Source organism: Acinetobacter sp. A2, from assembly GCF_048537555.1.
Lineage (GTDB): Bacteria > Pseudomonadota > Gammaproteobacteria > Pseudomonadales > Moraxellaceae > Acinetobacter.
Map to the genome: position 1 here is coordinate 2,348,769 of NZ_CP183239.1, position 22,187 is coordinate 2,370,955.

The following is a 22,187-nucleotide window of genomic DNA, read 5'->3' on the forward strand; positions in this document are numbered from 1 at the left end:
TGTTTACACTCAAACAACTTAGCCATTTCAAGATAAAAATCTTTGACTTTGCAGTCACTAAGAAATGCTATTTAGATGCTTGTACCGAATCAGAAGATGTTGCACGATTACAACCATTCCAACAGGTCATGTCTGAGAAGGCATGCTTTGAAATCCATTTAAAATATAACGCTGGTCAAACCAGTATTGAGGAAACCGATATGCCACAATACAAAGCGCCTTTACGTGATATGCAATTCGTTTTGCATGAATTATTAAATGCTGAAGAACACTATGCAAAATTACCTGCATTCCAAGAAAACGTAAGCCGTGAATTGGTTGACCAATATTTGGAAGCTGCAGCAGATTTCTGTGAAAATGAATTATCTCCATTGAACCAAGTGGGCGACCGTGAAGGTTGTACTTGGAATGATGGCGTGGTGACCACACCAACAGGCTTTAAAGAAGCGTATCAAAAATATATCGAACTGGGCTTCCCTTCGCTTTCTGCAGAAGAACAATACGGCGGTCAAGGCTTACCAAACTCTTTAGGTATTACCATTTCAGAAATGGTGGGTACAGCGAACTGGTCATGGGGCATGTACCCTGGTCTTTCTCATGGTGCGGTACGTACCTTAGAACACCACGGTTCACAAGAACAAAAAGATGCTTATTTGCCAAAATTAGTATCGGGTGAGTGGACGGGCACCATGTGCTTAACCGAATCTCACGCAGGTTCTGACTTGGGTATTATCCGTACCAAAGCTGAGCCACAAGCAGACGGTAGCTATGCAATCTCTGGCGAGAAAATCTTTATCTCTGCTGGCGAACACGACATGGCAGAGAATATCGTACACATCGTATTGGCACGCTTACCAGGCGCACCTAAAGGTACTAAAGGTATTTCTTTGTTCATCGTACCTAAGTTCAACCTCAATGCAGATGGTTCTGTAGGCGAGCGTAATGGTGTACGTTGTGGCTCAATCGAACACAAAATGGGTATTCATGGCAACGCAACTTGCGTCATCAACTTTGATAACGCTAAAGGTTTCTTGATTGGCCCTGAAAACCGTGGTCTAAACTGTATGTTCACGTTCATGAACACTGCACGTATTGGTACAGCGGTACAAGGTCTTGCAGCATCTGAAGGTTCTTTCCAAGGTGCATTAACTTATGCCAAAGACCGTTTGGCAATGCGTTCACTTTCTGGCCCGAAAGCACCTGAAAAAGAAGCAGACCCAATTATTGTGCATCCAGCTGTACGCAACATGCTTTTAACTCAAAAAGCGTATGCTGAAGGTGGTCGTGCGTTGGTGTACTTGCTTGCACAACATGCAGACATCGTTGAACAAGGTGCAACTGAAGAAGAGCGTAAATTCTCTGACAACATCTTGTCTTTACTGACTCCAATTGCAAAAGCATTCTTAACTGAAACAGGTTCTGAATCTGCAAAACACGGTGTTCAAGTCTTTGGTGGTCATGGCTTCATTTCTGAGCATGGCATGGAACAAATTGTGCGTGACACACGTATTTCTTGCTTGTACGAAGGTACAACTGAAATCCAGTCTATTGACTTGTTAGGCCGTAAAGTATTGGGTACACAAGGTGCAATGTTGAAAGACTTCACCAAAATTATTCACAAATTTGCAGAAGCCAACAAAGACAACGCTGCGATGCAAGAATTTGTTGAACCGCTTGCGGCACTTAACAAAGAATGGGGCGACTTGACCATGCAACTTGGTATGCGTGCAATGCAAAACCCTGAAGAAGTTGGTGCTGCGGCAGTAGACTACCTCTACTTCTCTGGTTATGTAACGCTTGCTTACCTATGGGCTCGTATGGCTTTGGTTGCACAAGAAGCACTAGCTGCAGGTACAACCGATGTAGACTTCTACAATGCTAAAGTAACTACAGCACGTTTCTACTTCAAAAAAATCTTGCCACGTGTTCGTTCACACGTTGATGTGATTGCAACAGGTGTAGAGCCTTTACTTGCATTAGATGCTGAACACTTTGCTTTCTAAGCTAAATATTGAGAATATTTAACTAGATATTCAAAATGTTGTACTCTTGAGTACAGAAATTGAGAAAGGACGGTCATAGCATTGGCAGTCCTTTTTCTTTATAAATAAAGCATTCTTTCGTTTGAGCCACCTACAACATTCATAATTGTAGATTACACTGAACTCAGCGAATCAAGATTCAAACAATAAACAGGTGAAACCACATGCCAATTTATAATGCTCCTCTTGCCGATATGAAATTCATCTTAAATGATGTTTTTAATGCAGAACAATTCTGGCAAAACAATGAAAATTTAGCTCACCTAGATGCTGCAACGGCCGAAGCAATTTTGGAAGAAATGGCAAAGTTTGCCCAAAACGTGACCCTGCCTATTAACCGTAGTGGTGATGAAGAAGGCGCAACGTACAACAATGGTGAAGTGACTACCCCTGCTGGCTTTAAAGAAGCATTTAAACAATATGCCGAAGGCGGTTGGATTGGTTTGGGCGCAGATGAAGAATGGGGCGGTCAGGGCATGCCAAAAATGCTGACTGTTTTGTCAGATGAAATGCTATTTGCTACTAACCCATCATTTATGTTGTATCCATTGCTGTCTGTAGGCGCAGGTATGGCTTTAAACAGCTATGCATCACAAGAGCAAAAAGAAACCTATTTACCTAAAATTTACTCAGGTGAGTGGTCAGGTACCATGTGTTTAACTGAGCCACATGCAGGGACTGACTTGGGTATTATTAAAACCAAAGCTGAACCAAATGCAGATGGTACTTACAACATCACTGGTACCAAAATCTTTATTACAGGTGGTGACCACGACCTTGCAGAAAACATCATTCACTTGGTTTTGGCTAAAACACCAGATGCTCCTGCAGGTTCACGTGGTATTTCTTTATTCATCGTACCGAAATTCTTGGTCAATGAAGATGGTTCATTAGGTGAACGCAACCCAGTTGGCCCAGGTTCAATTGAACACAAAATGGGGATCAAAGCCTCTGCAACTTGTGTGATGAACTTTGATGGTGCCAAAGGCTACTTAGTGGGTAAAGAAAATGAAGGCTTAGCAGCCATGTTCGTCATGATGAACTACGAACGTCTGTCTATGGGTATTCAAGGCTTAGGCGCATCTGAGTTTGCCTATCAAAATGCTGCACAATATGCGACTGACCGTATTCAGGGTCGCAGTGCATCAGGCGTTAAGTCACCGAACAAAGCAGCTGACAGCATTTTGGTGCATGGTGATGTACGTCGTATGCTATTAAATGCGCGTGCCAATAACGAAGCATCTCGTGCATTTGCGGTTTATGTAGGTCAACAGCTCGATATCACTAAATTCTCTACCGATGCAGAAGCGGTGCAGAAAGCCAATAACCGTGTTGCCCTGCTCACACCAATTGCAAAAGCCTATTTAACCGATACCGCATTCCAAGCGACTTTAGATGCTCAAATGTGCTTCGGTGGCCATGGTTATATCCGCGAATGGGGCATGGAGCAATGTGTACGTGATTTACGTATTGCCCAAATTTATGAAGGCACCAACGGCGTACAATCACAAGACTTGATTGGTCGTAAAACCATTAAATGCAATGGTGAATTTATTGCAGAATACATTGCAGAAATCCGTGATTTTGCCAATGGTTTAGACGCAGACCTGAACTTCATTAAAGATGCAACTTTGGATGCAGCGACTGAGGTTGAATCAGTTACTCAATACATTCTTAATGCGGCCAAAGAAAATGTAGACTTCCCGAATGCTGCAGCAGTAGATTATTTGCATGCAGTAGGTTTGCTCAGCTTTGCTTATATGTTCGCGCGCATTGCCAATGCCGCTAAGCAAAAAGATGGCGAGTTCTATCAAAACAAATTGTCATTGGCACTCTACTTTGTACAACGTGTTTTACCAGAACTTGCATTACGCATTACCAAAGTAAAAGCGGGTGCAGAAGTGATTATGAACTTCAGCGAAGATTACTTCACTAATCAAGCTTAACTCGATTGTCTCTAAAAAACGCCTGCATTGTCAGGCGTTTTTTATACCTCTTATTTTTACTATGTTTACGCAGCTTTTCCTGTAGTTGTGCACAGTTTTTGCATGAGTTTTTATCATTCATCAACATCATCAGGAGGAGCAAATGAAAGCACAACATTCCAAAGTAGAAAAAATAGAAACCCTCCTCGACCGACTTGGCAATCTAGCCGTTGAAAGTTTTCACTATATTGCCCTGTTCATCATTGGCTGTATGGTGATCTGGTCTGCTGGTCATACCGTGATCGATATTCTAACCGTCAAACAATATGCCACGATTGATGATATTTTACTGCTTTTCATTTATTTAGAACTTGGTGCCATGGTTGGAATTTACTTTAAAACCAATCACATGCCAGTACGCTTTCTGATTTATATTGCCATTACCGCCCTAACCCGACTGCTGATTTCCGATATTCAACATGATCATAAGGCAGATATGGACTTGGTGATTATTACGGGTTCAATTCTAATTCTAGCCTTTGCAATTCTGGTGGTGCGTTTTGCTTCGTGGAATTATCCATCGGTGATTCGAGATAAACACAGTGAAAAACCATTACCACAGGGCAAGACACCACGCCCAGAAGATGATGAGCTGGCCTAAACTGAAATTGCTTAATTCACTCAAAGCCACTCAAACTTCTGCTATAAAAAAGCGCGTCAGGATAAACCATGACGCGCTTTTTTTTGAAGATTCACCTAATGATATGTTTGGCTCAAATGCTTTTCTTGAACACTTAAGATGATCTAACGATTTTCCACCAAAACATAACGGCCGTGCTCAAAAACCCAATACATACCACGTGGCGGTGCAGGCAAGCCTAAATGCTGCCAATTGGTCACAACCCGATAAGTCGAACTTTCAATATGAGCAGTGCTCGGTTCACCATTCACCCAACTATAGCTTTGGTGGTTATATTGCACCGTACTTGGTGCATTGTATTGAATATTAATACCACTCCGAATAGTTGGCTGCCCCCACTGCGGTGCAGAACGTGGGTGATGCTGCGGGTAATGTCGTGGATAGTACTGCGGTTGAGGATGCTGTGAATAATATGGTCGATGTTGTGGATATGCAGGATGATGCTGCGAAGTATAAGGATGATGATGATAACGCTGAGTATCGACACCTGTATAACCTGCCCAACGATTCGTTTCTGCAAATGCTGGCAGCGTAGTACCCATAAGTAGCATGCCACTCAATGCAGTTAAAATTGCTACCTTCATATCCAACACTCCTCTGGTTATCTTTTGATTTTAACCTCAAATTAAGGATAAACAATGAATAAAAAAACAGCAATTTTATTCATTCCAACTCCGCTCTTACAGAAACAAAGCTGCAGCATACCTGTTTCATTTTCACATTATGCTAAGATACATTTTTTTTGAAATTGGATGAAACCTCGTGCCTGAATTAAATTTTGACCGCCTTCATCAGTTTTTCTGTAAAGTTCCAAGTGTGCAGCAAGCCCGTGTGGATTCTTATGGTTCAGACGGTCAGCATGCATGGTGGTTTAAATTTCAAATAGATGTAGAACACCCACTGGCATGGCAAACTGTACAAGAATTGGGGCATGTCCTGAATTATATTTCCAGAGATGAGCGTTTACCGACCCAATTCTTGCCTGTATCTCCACCGCCATATATGAATGGTGATGCTAAAGATTTTTTATCATGGGTGATTCAATGCAACCATCCAGAATTTAGCCCAGATGTGGTCTGTGACTGGCTAGAAGCCCGTTTGCCGAATCCTGTTGATGATGAAGCACAGTGGAAAATCAAGACTGATATTTCTGAGTTAGATCAGCTGAGTGATAAAGATTTGGATGAAATGGTGCCGCCAAATCCTGAAAAATAATTTTAGAGCTTCATTGTTGTTTTCTAAAAATCCCTCTTTAAACAAGAGGGATTTTTCTAGGAATATTACATCTGACTGAAAAAGTTTAAAGTCAGAATGTCGATAAACCACTCCACTCCATAAAGCGATAAACCACATATTTCCACTTCGACTCATCGGCATACATAGCATAATCCACACTCATATTTTTACCCTCAAGGTTTGACCATGCGGTATTAAAATAATGTTGTGCATCCTGAAATACAGGGGCTTGTACCTGTCCAACCACACGCAAATTGGTTTCTAAATTATAATTTTTAAAATTACGTGCGGTGAAATTTGCAGAACCTAGTGTCAATTCTGCCTGTGTGGCATTAGATTTGATCATCATTTTATTATGACATTGCTCGCCTTGCGTATTACACCAACGCACGCTCACCCCTGCCGCATTCAGTTCGGATGCTACTTGTCGGTTTGGAATACCATTTTTTTCACGACCAAAGGCATCTTTATTCGGGTCTAACAGCACCCGTACCTGTACACCACGTTGTTGTGCAGCAATTAAAGCCTGAATCACTTTACGTTCTGACAAATAAAACATCGCCAAATCAAGATGCTCTTGCTCCTTAGCATTTTCAATCATTGCTAAACTAGCATCCCAAATTGCCTGTTCCGTTAAAACCTGCACTTGAGGGTAAGAATGATCTGCCTCAAACTCACCCACAATCACCCCAGACACATTGCCTTGTGACATACGTGCTACAGCTTGTTCTGTCTGCAAAATATCAACCGCTGTATTGCCTGTGACCACTAAGGCAATATTAGAATGACGCGAACTACCATCATGCGGATTCAATGAGGTCACCAACGCTTTCCAACCTTCGGTGGTATCGACCACAATGGTTTTACGATGGTTGGCTTTAAAATTAAACAGGCTGAAATAACTGCGCAGGGTAATTTTATCTTGCCCGAAAGGACTTGGCAGCCAACCTTTTTCTGCATTATTTGGAATACCCTGACAGCAGAGATACCAAAAACCTGACCACAATGGATTCGATGCCCGTAAAGGCGTTAAATCGGTTTCAATCACATCAATGCCTGCTTGACGTAATTGACGATAATGCTCAGGTGCAATACCGCCATATACTGAGTTAATTGGGTCTGTAATGACCTTAATTTCAATATTTGGCTGCATCTGACGTTTATGAATTAAAGCTTCGGTCAATTGCTGTGTCAGTGGTTGATGCTGTTGTTTAGACGTCCCCACCTCTGCATTAAACAAAAACATATCCAACACAATGGTGGTTTGCGCAGCATCAATTAAACCTAAAATCTCCTTAAAAATTTGGTGTTGCTGCTGCTGAACACCTTGCGCATCAATATAGGTCTGATCAGCAATAAATTTGACAGGTGCATGGCGTAATTTTCCGGTATAATTCAGACCATCTGGTAACGGTTTAAGACTGTGGTAAATAGCCGAGGACAAATAACCCAAAGCCAGTAAACCTAAAACCAGTCCCAAATAAGCCCGAGGCGACCAATTCAATTTTTGGTGAATTCGCTGAAAAATACGCATAACAAAAAACCTAGTCCGATGCGCTCAGACTAGGTTTTATTGTTTGGATTTTCAAGAGGATTTCTGTGTTTTCACACAGACATCCTATAAAGCCCAAATTGAATTTTAGAAACCAAATTCAACGCCCACAGTAAAGTTACGTCCCACTTGTGGAATATGTGACAAGAAAGATGCATGTGAATAGACTTCATCATCTAACAAGTTGTTGGCTTTAAAATACACACGGTAATCTTGTTTATTGGCATAGTTTCCTGCATAAGCTACGCCAACATTGACCATGTTATAGCCTTCTGTTTCTTGTTCATACGCTGCAATTTTGTCTTGCTTAAATACACGATAGTATTCCGCCATACCCGACCAACCATCGGCAAAGTTAGCATCTAGTTTAGTTCCCAAACGGCCTGCAGGTACACGTGGTGCATTTTGGTTATCTATTTCGCCACGAACATAATCACCAAACACACTAAGTTTATAATCAGGGCTAATCTGATACCCTAGCTTAGCTTCTGTACCATAAAACTTGGCTTTGTCTTGTTGATAATCAATTAAACGGAAAGTTTCTATATGGTCGGTGGTTGCACCATAAATATAGTTATCAAACCAGTTATGATAGACATGCAACGAATAATCCAGTTTGTCAGCTTCATAGTGCAAACCAAGTTCTAAATTATTCGATTTTTCCACATCTAAATTTGCATTGCCACGCTCATAAGTGTTTGTTGCAAAGTGGATGCCATTTGCATAAAGCTCTTGTGCCAACGGTAAACGCTGTTGGTGTGAGCCTGTAAAGGATAGTTTATAGTTCGGTGCAAACTGCCAGTTGGCTGCTGCAGAAGCAGATACGCCCGTATCTGAATAATCTTTTTGCTTCGCATCGACATCAATTTTTTGATGTTCAACCCGTGCGCCGAGTTCAACATGCACATCGCCAAATTGTTTATGCTCTAAACCGAACAAACTATATTTTTGCGTTTTCGTATCTGGCATAGGTACGCTTTCATGAAAATGATCGCCATGTTTTTCTTTCTGTCCGGTCAAATCAATTTTTTGCTGGCTATACTGGGTACCAAACACACCTTCCCAACCCGCAATAGGTTGATGCACCAACTCTAAACGTGCATCATAGCCTTTGCTTTTAAAGTTACTGATAACTTTATTTTCTTCCAGTTCATCATGTTCATAATCTGTAAAACTGGCATGCGCACGTAGTTTATCAAAACCTGCAAAAGGCTGATCAAGCTCGGTACGTAAATCATAACGGTGTGATTCTAGATCAACCCATGGACCGCCATGCGCATGTTCATCGTCGTCTCCCTCATGAGGAAGACATTTAATCGTATTTCGATTGTCATGATCTGGTCCACAACCATGATATTCATGGCTATGCCCTGGCAACCCATATTTATCCTGACGATTACTATATGACACGCCCACAAAACCACGATCATGAATCCATGAGCCACCAATATTCACCGTTTGCCCTTCAGCAAAGGTATTCTCTACACGACGTGCTTTATCTAAATGTGTGCCTTCATCATCATGATCATGACCTGGATCATTATGTCCGTGATCATGGTCGTCATGTCCTGCTTCATCATTATGATGTTCTACCCAATAGTTTGGGGTAATGTAATCATTAGCCTTACGCTTAGAACCTTCTATACGCAGCGCAAACTGATCACCAATTGCTGCGGTCACACCTGCGCTGGCCAGTTTTTCATCACTGCCTGTGTTATAACGCAGACCGACTTGTCCTTCTAAACCATTATTTGGCATTTGCGTTGGAATTTTTTGGTCAGTGACATTGACCAAACCACCTACGGTACCCGCACCATAAAGTAAAGTTGATGGCCCACGAATAATTTCAACTTGCTTGGCCAAAATTGGATCTACCGTTACCGCATGGTCAGGTGAAAGTGTAGAAACATCTGCCGTTTCTGAAGCATGTTGCAGCACTTTAACACGTGGACCATCTTGTCCACGAATGACAGGTCGGCTAGAACCTGAACCATATTGGTTAGAATAAACACCTAGCTCATCTGCCATTGCATCACCTATAGTGGTGCCGCGCTCTGCCAACGTTTTCTGATCAATCACATGATCTGCTACAGCGAAATCTGCCGCAGTTTGTACCAAAGGATGTGCTTGTAGCTGAATCGTTTCCAATTGTGTATTTGTAGCATCTGTATTGGCAAATGCTGCTGGACTAAGTACTGCAAAAATTGAAACTGTTATTAAATTCTTATGGAACGCCATGACCCATGCTCAAAGTAGCAAAAAACAATTGTTGTTATAATATAACATTTCAATAGTATTGCAATAAAAAACATTCTCATTCTGTATTTTCAGTTAAGCTACGCCTTCAATTCTGCTGACGTTTATTCTTCTTTTTATTGGTATGCCCTTTACCTTATCTCATGCTGTACTTGCGCCTCCGCTAGCTAAACTCTCAGGACAACGGCTACCCATTGCTGCACTTGCAATTGGCTGTATGCTGCCAGATTTACATCGCCTGTTTACCCTACGCCAAGACCCAACGCCACATTTATGGTCAGCCTTGTTTTATCCAAACTTATTCTTGGGCCTTATGTTCTGTGCACTTTGGTATCTGGTATATCGCCCTGCGTTGTATCGCTTTGTGGGAATACACCACCCGCTAAATTTGAATCATGCAACATCCGTATTGGGCTTTGTTTTGGTGATTATCTTCAGCTTATTACTGGGGAATGCCACACATTTAATTTGGGATGGTTTAACCCATCACGACTTTCGCAGTTTTGCCTTTCAGGATTTTTTAGCACAATCGGTGCAATGGGGTACTCAGACTTACCCGATGCACCGCATCTTGCAAATTGGTAGCTCTATTTTGGCCCTACCTTTTTTATTGTGGATGAGCCTGCATTATTATAAGAAGCATCGGCAAATCAAACCTGTAAGCATCAAAGTTCTGGGCTATGCAGTTGGTCTTATTACACTATCTTTCGCTTTGGGCTGTTTCTCGCTTTGGGATTATGCACGGCATATTCCCGATGCACTTTGGCAGGAGGAACTGTATTACTTTACAGGGCGTGCCATCAATGAGTTTAGCCAAGGGGCATTACTCATGTTCAGTTTAGGTTGTCTGTTATTTTTGTTTTTGGATCGGCAAGGGTAGATAAAATAAAGTCGAAGCTCATCACTTTATCCTGAATCTGGCTGCATTATCCTATTTCAGACACATTCCTTGTAAAAACCCACTGTTTTTACAGCAGGTTCTTGTAGCCACATGCCCAAAGAGGCATAATCCTACCTTTGCTAAAGGCGGTGCGCTGTTTACGTATTCGCTTCCTTAACCCATATAGTTGGATTTTTAACGCTATGATGCGAACTCATTATTGCGGTTCTTTAACCGAAGCTCAAATTGATCAAACTGTTACCCTATGTGGCTGGGTGCACCGTCGTCGTGACCACGGTGGTGTGATCTTCCTAGATATGCGTGACCGTGATGGTCTTGTGCAAGTCGTGATCGACCCAGACACTCCAGAAGCATTTGCAACTGCAGACAAAGCACGTTCAGAATTTGTATTAAAAATTACAGGTCGTGTACGTCGTCGCTATGCAGGCACAGAAAATGCCAATATGGTCAGTGGACAAATTGAAGTTTTAGGCAAGGAAATTGAAGTTCTTGCAGCATCTGAAACGCCTCCGTTCCCATTGAACGACGAAAATACCAACATTTCAGAAGAAATTCGTTTGAAATACCGTTTCTTGGACATCCGTCGTCCAGAAATGTTAGATCGCTTACGTTTCCGTTCTAAAGTCACCAACCTAATTCGTAACTATTTAGACGACCATGGTTTCTTGGATGTTGAAACGCCAATTTTGACACGTGCTACCCCAGAAGGCGCACGTGACTATTTAGTGCCAAGCCGTGTATCTAACGGTAGCTTCTATGCACTGCCACAATCGCCACAATTATTTAAACAATTGTTGATGGTGGGTGGTATTGACCGTTATTACCAAATCGCAAAATGTTTCCGTGATGAAGACTTGCGTGCAGACCGTCAGCCTGAATTTACTCAAATCGACATTGAAACATCGTTCATGAGTGACGATGACATTATGGATTTGATGGAAGGCATGACCGTGAAGATGTTCGATGAACTTCTGGGCGTGAAATTCGACAAATTCCAACGTATGCCATATTCAGAAGCAATGCGTGATTATGCATCTGACAAACCAGACTTACGTATTCCACTAAAACTGGTAGACGTTGCTGACTTGATGCAAGACGTTGAGTTCAAAGTATTTGCAGGCCCTGCGAAAGACCCTAAAGGTCGTATTGTTGCGCTTCGTGTACCTGGCGCGGGTTCATTACCACGTAGCGCGATTGATGAATACACCAAATATGTTGGCATCTACGGTGCAAAAGGTTTGGCTTACATTAAAGTCAATGAACTTGAAAAAGGTATTGAAGGCTTACAATCTCCAATCGTGAAATTTATTGAGCCAATCGTGCTTGATCTATTAAAACGTGTAGGCGCTGAAAATGGCGACATCGTATTCTTTGGTGCAGATAAAGCCAAAGTGGTAAACGATGCGATGGGTGCACTTCGTGTGAAAATTGGTCACGATTTGAACCTTGCAACCTGCGAATGGGCACCGCTTTGGGTAGTTGACTTCCCAATGTTTGAAGAAACAGATGAGGGTAAATGGACCTCTGTGCATCATCCATTCACCTTGCCAAAATCAAGCGTTGAAGATGTGAAAAGCAATCCAGGTGAAGCATTATCTGTTGCCTATGACATGGTCTTGAACGGTACTGAAATTGGTGGTGGTTCACTGCGTATTTATACTTTAGAAATGCAAAAAGCGATTTTTGAAGCTTTAGGTATTGAAGAAGAAGAAGCCGAAGAGAAATTCAGCTTCTTACTGAATGCGTTGAAATACGGTGCGCCTCCGCACGGTGGTTTGGCATTTGGTTTAGACCGTTTGGTGATGTTGATGACAGGTGCATCGTCTATTCGTGATGTAATTGCCTTCCCGAAAACCAAGACAGCTGAATGTCCATTGACTCAAGCACCTGCACCAGTTGAAGCGACTCAATTGCGTGATTTGGGTATTCGTTTACGTGAAAAACCAAAAGCAGAATCTCAAGAATAAGTTTTGAGGATGTGAGAAGAACCCTGCAAATTTGCAGGGTTTTTTTATGAATTGAGATAAAGCCAAGCTAGTGGCATAATAGCGCTTCGTTTTGAATTTTGAGTTGAGCGTTACTATGGCTATGCGTCCTGCAGTTCGTAATCGTGGCATTATGCTAATTGTATTTGCTGTCGCTCAATGGTTATTCATGCGTTATATTCTGGCTAATAACCTGTTTGCCTTAGACACCAATGACCGTATTTTATACTTTAGCTTAAGTAGTATTGGTGGTGCGTTTGTGATTTTTGTGGGGCTGATTTATATGGTGTTGGCGGGGAATGCGGATAAACAATAATTTAAATTAGCCTACTCATTCAAAATATTGGTGTTCCCCTTGAACTTGACTTATTTAAGACTAATTAAAAAAGCCCCCAAATTATTTAAGAAACTTGGGTTAAATTCTTTAGAAAAATCAGCTCAAAAAGGCTTTGTTGCACAAAGATTTCATAACTATATGATTTTAAAAGTTTTGATTATTTTTTTATCCAAAATTAAATTTATTTAAATCAGATGCTTACATATTTATGCAACAAAGCCGCTCAAAAATACTATCAAAAGTCGTTACTTCAATATTTATATGAACAGAATGGATACCTATTTGTAGACGCTATAAATCAGTCTACAAACTCATCTTCAGATATAGTCTGGGTATGTTGGCTCCAAGGTATAGAAAGTGCCCCTCCACTTGTCAAAACATGTATTAATTCTATAAAGCAATACAATAGCAATGTATGCCTAATAGATATTAATAATTATAAAAAATATGTAGATATTCCTAATTTTATTATTGATAAGCTCAATAAGAAAATTATCACTCCAACTCATTTTTCAGATATTTTAAGATTTGCATTATTAGCTAAACATGGTGGCACATGGATAGATGCTACCTATTTAATTCTAAACAAAGTACCTAAACAAATGTTAATGAATGATTTCTTTACCCTTTCTAGTAATCATTCTACATTTAAACAGTGGATTCCAGAGGGAAAATGGTCTGGTAATTTTATAAAATTTAGTCCTGGTGACTCAACGCCAAAAATCATTTTTCAATGTTTTTTAAACTATTGGGAAAACAATGATTATTTAATTGACTATTTTTTAATTGATTATTTAATAAAACTCAATTATTTAAACAATCTCACATTTAAACAACAAGTCGATAATAACGCTCCTGAGGCCGATAACATCTTCTTACTTGCAGAAATACTTTTCGAACCTATCACGCCTACAAATAATTATCGATTAGAACAAGACAGTATAAAAATTTATAAGCTTTCTCATAGAGTTGATACCCTATCACAGAGTATCAACAGCACATATTACGAGAAATATATATTAAATAAATAACATTATTTCATTACGACATCAATTTCACTTACTTTTATTTCATTATTATGATGTAATAAAAACACATTAAATAATCGCTCAGACAAAAAACCAAATATTCTTTTTTGATATGAATTATAAGAAGAAATATCTAATTCTTTTTCAAGCTCAAATAAAATTTTAAACATCCAATTACAGTATTTGTCTAACCAAATTTTATGCATGACAAACATATTGAATAAAGATATTCCTTTAATCGAATTACTCAAACAATCAAATGCCTTAATATATTCAGGACTATTCTTCTCAATTATTTGACGTAATAAAATAAAGTCAGCTAGATAGTGATCTTTTGCATAATGTTCTTTAACACTAATAGCTTTTTTTGCAAAACGTAATCCTAAAACTTTTTTAACTTTAAAGAACTGATTTCTCTTTGCGACCCAAATATGATTTTCAGCTAATTCGCTAATATCATTTGTTGTTAGTAACTCACCTTGTTTATTCACAAAATAACGTCGATAGTGAACTAATCCTAATATTTTTGCCTCAGAATTTTTCCACATCCAATACAAAGCTGTTAATTCACAAAATGAAGAATTAAGGTTAGATATATGATCTCCAGTATTATCACCGATAATACCTAGATCTAATAATGAATTTTCCTTTCCAACATGAATCGGAATATAAGGCTCTATACATGGAAAGTCATATGCTTTATGCGTTGCGACGTAGATCTCATGTTTCATCAGGAAATACCCTCCTGATGATAAAAACTTTCAATCAGTTTTCCTTGAGCGATATCTTCAAGCATTTTTTTTGACAAATCTAAAGCCTCTCTTATTGTTACATCCATATCCATATAACGATAAGTTGCTAAACGTCCTGCAAATGTTACTCCTCGCTCATCCCGAGCAAGCTTTATATATTCATCTAAGATTTTTTTGTCATCAACTAATCTAATAGGATAATAAGGAATATCTTTTTCTGTGCATGCTCGACTATATTCTTTAAAATAAATAGTTCGATGATGTTCTTCCCAAGGTGTAAAGTGCTTGTGCTCTGAAATACGTGTAAATGGAACCTCTTCATTTCCATAATTCATTACTGCAGTACCTTGAAAATCTCCTTCCGCCTCAAACTTAATAAAATCTAGAGTTCTATAACCTAAATGACCTTTTTTGTAATCAAACCACTCATCAAGCTTGCCCGTCCAAATGATATGATCAAATTCATTTTTTAATAAAGCATCGAATTTTGTAGTAAGTTTAATAGCAATATTTTCATGCGATAAAATATTTTGCACTAAATAAGTATAACCATCTCGAGGCATACCCTGATATTTATGTGAAAAGTAATTATCATCATAATTAAAACGAATAGGCAAACGCTTTAGAATACTGGCAGGCAAACTACTCGGTTCACATCCCCATTGTTTTTTAGTATAACCTTTAAAAAAAGACTCATATAAATCTTTACCAATAAACTTTAAAGCTTGCTCCTCAAAGTTTTTTGGTTCTTGAATATCATCTGATGCAATTGATTTAATCCAATCCTTTGCCTCTTGAGGGTTCATACTTTTTTTATAAAATTGATTAATCGTATGTAAATTAATTGGTAACGAATATACTTCATTATTATATGTTGTTTTCACACGATTAATGTAAGGAACAAATTCACCAAACTTATTAATATATTTCCATATTAGTTCATCACTTGTATGGAAAATATGTGGCCCATAGACATGCTCCATGATCCCTGTATTATCGTCTCGTAAAGTATGACAATTTCCAGCAATATGAGAACGCTGATCAATCACCGTGATTTGATGTCCGTGTTGGGCCAACTCTCTGGCAATAACAGCACCTGTAAAACCAGCTCCAACTATAAGAAAATTCATTATTTACTCTATCAATCTAAAGGTTTACGCAACTCTATATTTAAAAAACAGTTGAAATTTAAGACTTTGCTCTTAAAATATTAAAATACTCAACCACTTCTGAAATAAACTTATTATGATCTTTCGCAATTTGTTCAAAGCAATAAATATTTAATGCTTCTTGTTTTGCATTTTGTGCAATTTCTAATGCTTCATCTGGATGATTTATCAGATATTCAATACCATTAGCCAAGTCTTCAGGATCTCCAACTTTACTAACCCAAGCATTTTGACGATGCTTACATACTTGCATAGGTCCAATATGATCACTACTCAATACGATCTTTCCCCAGCCAAATGCATCTAAAATACCGAGGGGTTGAATATCAGTTAATGAGGTAATCGCCATCATATCTGCTTGATGATAAATCTCGACTTTTTGTTGAGCATCTACCCAGCCAGGAAATTTTACTATATGTTCAATTCCGAAGCTCTTTACCATTTCTTGATATTCTTGTTTATTCTCGCCATCACCAGCAAGAATAGCATTTATAGATATTCCTCTTTTATTAAGTATATGAATAGCTTCAATTACAACATGAACTCCCTTATTTGGAATCATTCGTGTCAGCATGCCAATAGTTGGTGGAGATTTCAAAGGAGATGGAAGTGCTGGCTCATCAGGTAAATGCATAAGATTTGAAATGACACGATGCATTTTATGTTCATTTTGCTCCTTAGTGAGCCTTGATTTAACTAAATCCTGAATATAAGGAGTAATGTGAATAAATGCATCTGCACGCACTGTCCGTTTCACATTATGACTATGATTAACTGCAATAACAGGAATTTTCTTTTCCATACCAATCATAGCATTCTTGAATAACCATACCGCTTTTCCACTATGAGCGATTACAGCATCCGGTTGTTGCTGTTGGATAAAATTTCGAACCTTCATGGCAGCAATAATGCTATAGAATCCAGTATTTGGAATTACATGAATAGGACGTTGACCACTGCTTAAATGTTTATTTTCCTCACCACGCAATAGAACAACTTCATGTCCTCCTATCTGCTCTAAGGTATCGGCAATATTCAACATAGCTTGCCATCTACCGCCAGTTGCATCACCATATACAGTATTAATAATCTTCAATTTTTTCAAAATATAACCTTAAAACAATTTAAGCAGTGACCCTTTATCTCAATATTCTAATATTTTAAACTTATTTAATCTATTCCCCTTTCTTAAATTCCACACCCTTAGCTCATAAGTAGCAGTTCTGACAAATTTAATGAATTTTGCTACCATACCAAATAGATAGATCAAACTTTCAAATATTATGAAAAGCAAACCTAGCCTTGCAGTTCTCCTGATTCATGACCAACGTGCTGGACATTTAAATCCTAGCTTAGGAGTTTACGACAATCTAGAAACCGCTTATTCAACCGCTTTATATAAAACAGTTACACCCACCTTAAAAAAGTGGCAAATCAGCCTCTTAAAAAAAATTAGTTGGTATCCGCGTTTATTCGATTTATTTACTGCTTTATTTTTTAAAAAAAATTATTTAAATCAAAATATTAACTGCATTATTTGCTCTGGAATGCCCAACTTAATCTATGGCATTTTTGTAAGCCGTAGTTTAAAAGTTCCTCTATTTTATGCAGGTGACTTACGTAAGGTAAACAGCAAACTAGTCAGCTGCACAATTACTGCACTCCCACAAAACACGCTATCAGACCAAGTTGTACTAACAACACCACCTGTTAAAAAAGAGTTTTTTAACATGCAACATGATCAACTCGATCAAACAACGGCTTTACTCGTTTTAGGAGGGGCTACAGATGAACATCCTTTTACTTATAGAGATTTTGAAAAAATCATAAGTAACTTCATTCTATTTTGTAGAAACAATCAACTTAAAGGCTTAATTACCAACTCACGTCGCACACCAAATCTAAGTGCATTTTTGAATAAAACTGATATTCCAAAAAATATCCAATTACATTTTATTCATACTGAAAAAGCTTTGTCACTAATTCAACTAATTCAACAAGCTACTTATATTTTCGTCACAGAAGATAGTACTTCCATGCTTGCCGAAACTATCCAAAGTGGACGTTTTGTCAGCTCAATATATAGCCCCAAGTCTATTTTAGAACCTTTAAATGAGAAATATCTTCAAGCTCAACTCATGCAGAGACAAATGCTCGAAGATATTTTTCAGTATCCAAATGTCAGAAATACCCAAAATTTAAACTCATCAAGCCCAATTACCCAAGCTTTTAAACGTAATTTAGGATATTAAAATGATTTCAGTCATCCTCACTCATTACAATAAAGGCCTATTACTGAATAGAACCATTGAATCACTACAACCTCAAGATGAAAATTTGCACGAAATTATTGTGGTAGATGACTGCTCTACAGACCCAGAATGGTGCAAAAACAGTAAATATCTAATAGAAACTTACCCAAAAATCAAAATCATTCAAAATGCAGACAATAAAGGTCCAGCTGTTCGCTTAAATCAAGGTGCATTTTCTGCAACTGGCGATTATCTATTTTTCATGGATGCTGATGATATTTTAGCACCTAATCGTCTCAAGATGTTTTTAGCAGAAATGCAAAAGCAAAATGCCGATTTATGTTATGCAGAAAAGGTGAAAATTCACGATCTAAATGAAATTCAGAGGCATACTCTTGCAACATGGCAATCTAGCACAACACCTTTAAATTATGTACTTGAAAATAATATTATGCAGATGTGCGTTATGTGTACACGTGAATTATTTCAAAAGTCTAAAGGTTGCAATGAAAATATATTTATTCAAGATGAATCATTAGCTTTGAACTTATCCAAATATTCAAAAAAAATAATCTCTAGTGACTTACATAGTGTTTTTGTTATTTTAGATGAGACTGAAACAAAATCTATTCGTGGGGAAAACCGCCTATCCCGCCATCTAGAACAACAACACCATGATATGTTCTTCACAATTGATGATTTTATCCGAGACTATCCAGATATTGCTGAACAAAATAAAAAACTATTGATCAAAAAAGCAATTTCAACCTATTGGAAAAGTATACGCCATACACCCCAGCGAAAATTTACAGACTTTATTATTTACCTAACAGGTCGTCTTCATCCAATTCAAACATGGAACAAACACAGGATGAAGCTTACAACTTACTTCAATCAATTAAATCATGTAAGGAAAATTAATAGCAGAGAAAGCAACTAAGCTCTTTTCCCCAATTTCATTCGCAATTTAAAAGCAAATAATGAGTCTTTACCACTCACTTTAATACGTTGCAATTGCATAAAATCAGGCATTTTCCCATCTATGCCTTCTTGCGTTGTTACTGCATTGGTATATCCTGCCTGCTGTGCCAAACTTACATCACGCGCGGCATAAATACCAAATGGATATGCAAAACTATTTACAGAGCGATGAATCAAACCTTCAAGTGATTGCTTGGATTGAGTTAACTCATCTAAGCATTCAATATCATCCAACTTTGCAAGATTCGCATGGGTCATTGTATGTGAACCAATTTCTATCAAACCGGAATTTGATAACAATTTGACTTGTTCATCATTTAATTTAGGCTCACGGGCAAGTTCACCACTATTATGATGCACTTTTTTGTAGGTTGACCAATCTCGATCATGTCGGTCTACCACTACATAAATCGTCGCTTTGGCTTGGTATTTTTCTAAAATTGCAAAAGCATTTTCCAAGTTATCTAAATAACCATCATCAAAAGTGATTGCAACAGTTTTTGCAGGATGCTCCCCCCAATGGTCTTGTAATTCCTGCATAGTTACAAAGTTAAAACCTTCTGCTTTTAACCATGCTATTTGCTTTTCAAACTCAGTAGGCTTAACTCGTAATTTATTAAACTTTGCACCATCTATATGCTCACGTACCATGTGATACATTAAAATTCGTGGTCTATCCCAATCTACTGCTGGCTTCCACCATGCGTACTTATAACTGAATGCGAACAACAAGATAAATAAAACAATCAGAATATAAATCACGATTAAATCACAGCTACTTGATTAAAAGATATGTTGCCACACGCTCTGCTTCTTTAAAAGCAGGCGTAGAATATAATTCAGCAATTTGTCTGGCATTCGATACAAGTTTTTGATCAACCAAATGCTGTACCGAACGCGTAATCCGATCCTCTTTCACTCGATCTATCTGAATAAGCCCTACTTTACAACCTGCGGTGAGTGCCTCGTATATCATAGACACACTATCTTCAGTCACCCATACTGCTTCCGCTTTTTGCATCTCTTCAAAAATCCAACCCTGCGGCGTTTCTTCAACTGGGAAAATTTGCAATTGTGAAGCAAAACTTTGCTGAGCCAATGTCGCTAAAAAATCAGCAGGTGTACGCCTAGAACTCGTCAAAATAATCTCACACTGCATATTCTGCTGCACAATCTGCCCAATCGCAGACAACACCTTATCTGCATTCCAAACATGCCGTTTAGATGAACCACCTAATGCAATCAAAATACGGTTTGCTATGTGTCGCTGCTCATTTTCAATTGGATTCAGCGCACCTTGTGTAACAATCACATTTGCCTGCTCTGGTACACCATCATGTTCAGGAATAACCACATAATTAAACCAAGACAATGGAAAATTTGGCTTCATTAAAATGACAGTTTTTGCTTGCGGAAAAACCTTGCCCATCAAAAAAACACGGAATTGAGTATGACTGCCTACCCCAAAAATATAATCTGGTAGCTGCGATACTGCTGCATGTTTTTGTTTTTTATATGCAGTCACCAAACTCAACAGTGGTAAATGATCAATCGAAATTTCTTCAAAAGTGAACTCAATATGTGTTTGCTTTTGCATTGCCTTAAAAAGACCTAATGCCTGAGAGCGATGACCAGCCTTGCCATCACTCACATATACAATATGCATATTCACCCACCAGATCTAAAGCACGAATCGCATTATTTTACCCGATCAAAGCATTTAAAGTAAGCAAAGCGATCTATCCCCAATGATTCGACATATAACCTTCACCAAACCGTCATCGAGCTTGAATAAATTTTCATCACATTAAAAACATATAAATAATAAGAAATTTGATTGAATATGAAAATCGCAATTGCAGGTACAGGTTACGTCGGTTTATCTAATGCCATGATTTTTGCTCAACATCATCAGGTCGTGGCCTACGATCTTCAAGCAGAAAAAATTAAACTACTCAATCAACGCATCTCACCCATTCGCGACCAAGAAATTTCTGAATTTTTAACAAAATCAGAATTAAATTTTCAAGCCACCCATTGCAAAATCGATGCCTATCAACATGCAGATTTTGTAATTATTGCCACCCCTACCGATTATGACCCAGAAACCAATTACTTCAATACACAAAGCGTTGAAGCAGTCATTCAAGATGTATTGGCGATTAATCCTTTGGCAACCATGGTGATTAAATCCACTGTACCTGTAGGTTTTACCCAACACATCAAACAAAAATATCACACCGAAAATATTATTTTTTCACCTGAATTTTTGCGCGAAGGTAAAGCGTTACATGACAACCTTTATCCTTCGCGGATTATTGTGGGTGAAAAATCAGAACGTGCCAAACTTTTTGCGAATATGCTGTTAGAAGGCTCAATCATAAAAGACTGTCCAGTGCTGTTTACCGAAGCTACCGAAGCCGAAGCGATTAAGCTATTCGCCAATACTTTTCTGGCGATGCGTGTCGCTTATTTCAATGAGTTAGATACCTATGCTCAAATCTACAACCTAGACACACGTCAAATTATTGATGGTGTCTGTTTAGACTCACGTATTGGTCAGTTTTACAATAACCCATCCTTCGGTTATGGCGGATATTGCTTACCCAAAGACACCAAACAATTACTGGCAAACTATGCTCAAGTTCCAAGCAACTTGATTAAAGCCGTGGTAGATGCCAATCAAACCCGTCAAGAATTTATTGCAGAATCCATTCGCAAACAGCAACCCAAAGTGGTTGGGATTTATCGCCTGACCATGAAAAGTGGTTCAGATAATTTTCGCGCCTCGGCAATACAAGGTGTAATGCAATATCTCAAAGCCTACGGGATTAAAGTGATTATTTATGAACCTGGACTACAACAGAAAAAATTTCTCAACTCTAAAATCATTCATGATTTAGCCGAGTTTAAACAACGTGCCGATTTAATTGTCTGTAACCGTAAATGCTCATTGCTGCAAGATGTACAAAATAAGGTTTATACGCGTGATGTATTTGGAATGGATGATTAAAAACACTCATACAACTCATCCCTCAGCACACGAATTTTAAATATAAGGTACGCTCCAG

Annotated in this window: 19 protein-coding genes; 11 read left to right on the forward strand and 8 right to left on the reverse strand. The window is 38.6% G+C overall.

Features of this window, described 5'->3' with window-relative positions; all coding sequences use genetic code 11:
* Positions 1-200: 200 nt before the first annotated feature.
* The 3 genes from ACNS8M_RS11170 (at position 201) to ACNS8M_RS11180 (ending at position 4,628) form a co-directional block, all read left to right on the forward strand.
* Positions 201-2,003 carry an acyl-CoA dehydrogenase C-terminal domain-containing protein gene (locus ACNS8M_RS11170; protein WP_168418591.1) on the forward strand — a complete coding sequence of 601 codons (1,803 nt, stop codon included), beginning with the start codon at positions 201-203 and terminating at the stop codon, positions 2,001-2,003.
* Between the two features lie 203 nt (positions 2,004-2,206).
* Entirely contained in the window at positions 2,207-3,988 is a 1,782-nt protein-coding gene (locus tag ACNS8M_RS11175) for an acyl-CoA dehydrogenase C-terminal domain-containing protein (RefSeq protein ID WP_168542366.1), read from the forward strand.
* A 142-nt stretch (positions 3,989-4,130) separates the two neighbouring features.
* Positions 4,131-4,628, forward strand: coding sequence for a phosphate-starvation-inducible protein PsiE (locus tag ACNS8M_RS11180; protein WP_168418561.1), 498 nt, complete (start codon positions 4,131-4,133; stop codon positions 4,626-4,628).
* Between the two features lie 143 nt (positions 4,629-4,771).
* Here ACNS8M_RS11180 and ACNS8M_RS11185 read toward each other — a convergent pair whose 3' ends face one another.
* A complete protein-coding gene (locus tag ACNS8M_RS11185) occupies positions 4,772-5,251 on the reverse strand; it encodes an RcnB family protein (protein ID WP_168542368.1) in 480 nt (159 codons plus the stop codon).
* Between the two features lie 178 nt (positions 5,252-5,429).
* On the opposite strand from ACNS8M_RS11185, the gene ACNS8M_RS11190 reads away from it, so the two are divergent.
* Positions 5,430-5,882, forward strand: coding sequence for a hypothetical protein (locus ACNS8M_RS11190; protein ID WP_168397761.1), 453 nt, complete (start codon positions 5,430-5,432; stop codon positions 5,880-5,882).
* 91 nt (positions 5,883-5,973) lie between these two features.
* Here ACNS8M_RS11190 and ACNS8M_RS11195 read toward each other — a convergent pair whose 3' ends face one another.
* Both ACNS8M_RS11195 and znuD read right to left on the reverse strand, forming a co-directional pair.
* Positions 5,974-7,437: a phospholipase D family protein gene (locus ACNS8M_RS11195; protein WP_168542370.1), complete on the reverse strand. Its 1,464-nt coding sequence runs from the start codon at positions 7,435-7,437 to the stop codon at positions 5,974-5,976.
* 105 nt (positions 7,438-7,542) lie between these two features.
* A complete protein-coding gene (gene znuD / locus ACNS8M_RS11200; RefSeq protein WP_168542372.1) occupies positions 7,543-9,693 on the reverse strand; it encodes a zinc piracy TonB-dependent receptor ZnuD in 2,151 nt (716 codons plus the stop codon).
* A 142-nt stretch (positions 9,694-9,835) separates the two neighbouring features.
* Between znuD and ACNS8M_RS11205 the strand changes: the two genes are divergently transcribed.
* The 4 genes from ACNS8M_RS11205 to ACNS8M_RS11220 all read left to right on the forward strand — a co-directional run bounded on the left by ACNS8M_RS11205 (position 9,836) and on the right by ACNS8M_RS11220 (position 13,965).
* The gene (locus ACNS8M_RS11205; protein ID WP_168542374.1) at positions 9,836-10,591 is read left to right on the forward strand and encodes a DUF4184 family protein; all 756 of its coding nucleotides are present in this window, start codon (positions 9,836-9,838) and stop codon (positions 10,589-10,591) included.
* Positions 10,592-10,794: 203 nt separating this feature from the next.
* Positions 10,795-12,579, forward strand: a complete 1,785-nt coding sequence (gene aspS, locus ACNS8M_RS11210) for an aspartate--tRNA ligase (protein WP_168542376.1) — start codon at positions 10,795-10,797, stop codon at positions 12,577-12,579.
* 115 nt (positions 12,580-12,694) lie between these two features.
* Positions 12,695-12,913 carry a hypothetical protein gene (locus ACNS8M_RS11215; RefSeq protein WP_034686420.1) on the forward strand — a complete coding sequence of 73 codons (219 nt, stop codon included), beginning with the start codon at positions 12,695-12,697 and terminating at the stop codon, positions 12,911-12,913.
* Positions 12,914-13,128: 215 nt separating this feature from the next.
* Positions 13,129-13,965: a capsular polysaccharide synthesis protein gene (locus ACNS8M_RS11220; protein ID WP_419224810.1), complete on the forward strand. Its 837-nt coding sequence runs from the start codon at positions 13,129-13,131 to the stop codon at positions 13,963-13,965.
* 2 nt (positions 13,966-13,967) lie between these two features.
* Here the strand turns inward: ACNS8M_RS11220 and ACNS8M_RS11225 are convergent, their stop codons facing one another.
* From ACNS8M_RS11225 to ACNS8M_RS11235, 3 genes are read right to left on the reverse strand one after another with little or no spacing between them, the layout of a single operon-like run.
* The gene (locus ACNS8M_RS11225) at positions 13,968-14,693 is read right to left on the reverse strand and encodes a DUF4422 domain-containing protein (RefSeq protein WP_228284169.1); all 726 of its coding nucleotides are present in this window, start codon (positions 14,691-14,693) and stop codon (positions 13,968-13,970) included.
* Positions 14,693-15,844 carry a UDP-galactopyranose mutase gene (gene glf, locus ACNS8M_RS11230; protein WP_168542380.1) on the reverse strand — a complete coding sequence of 384 codons (1,152 nt, stop codon included), beginning with the start codon at positions 15,842-15,844 and terminating at the stop codon, positions 14,693-14,695. Before glf ends, ACNS8M_RS11225 begins: the two co-directional genes overlap by 1 nt.
* A gap of 58 nt (positions 15,845-15,902) precedes the next feature.
* Positions 15,903-16,988, reverse strand: coding sequence for a glycosyltransferase family 4 protein (locus ACNS8M_RS11235; protein ID WP_168542382.1), 1,086 nt, complete (start codon positions 16,986-16,988; stop codon positions 15,903-15,905).
* Positions 16,989-17,166: 178 nt separating this feature from the next.
* Between ACNS8M_RS11235 and ACNS8M_RS11240 the strand changes: the two genes are divergently transcribed.
* Positions 17,167-18,135, forward strand: a complete 969-nt coding sequence (locus ACNS8M_RS11240; RefSeq protein WP_168542384.1) for an ELM1/GtrOC1 family putative glycosyltransferase — start codon at positions 17,167-17,169, stop codon at positions 18,133-18,135.
* A gap of 1 nt (position 18,136) precedes the next feature.
* Positions 18,137-19,075, forward strand: a complete 939-nt coding sequence (locus tag ACNS8M_RS11245; RefSeq protein ID WP_168542386.1) for a glycosyltransferase family 2 protein — start codon at positions 18,137-18,139, stop codon at positions 19,073-19,075.
* Here ACNS8M_RS11245 and ACNS8M_RS11250 read toward each other — a convergent pair.
* Complete coding sequence (locus tag ACNS8M_RS11250) at positions 19,072-19,878, reverse strand: polysaccharide deacetylase family protein (RefSeq protein WP_168542388.1); 807 nt, start codon at positions 19,876-19,878, stop codon at positions 19,072-19,074. The two genes, ACNS8M_RS11245 and ACNS8M_RS11250, sit on opposite strands and share 4 nt — an antisense overlap.
* A gap of 13 nt (positions 19,879-19,891) precedes the next feature.
* Positions 19,892-20,782 carry a mitochondrial fission ELM1 family protein gene (locus tag ACNS8M_RS11255; protein WP_168542390.1) on the reverse strand — a complete coding sequence of 297 codons (891 nt, stop codon included), beginning with the start codon at positions 20,780-20,782 and terminating at the stop codon, positions 19,892-19,894.
* Between the two features lie 177 nt (positions 20,783-20,959).
* Here ACNS8M_RS11255 and ACNS8M_RS11260 point away from each other — a divergent pair, with 177 nt between their 5' ends.
* Positions 20,960-22,129: a nucleotide sugar dehydrogenase gene (locus ACNS8M_RS11260; RefSeq protein WP_168542397.1), complete on the forward strand. Its 1,170-nt coding sequence runs from the start codon at positions 20,960-20,962 to the stop codon at positions 22,127-22,129.
* Positions 22,130-22,187 lie beyond the last annotated feature (58 nt).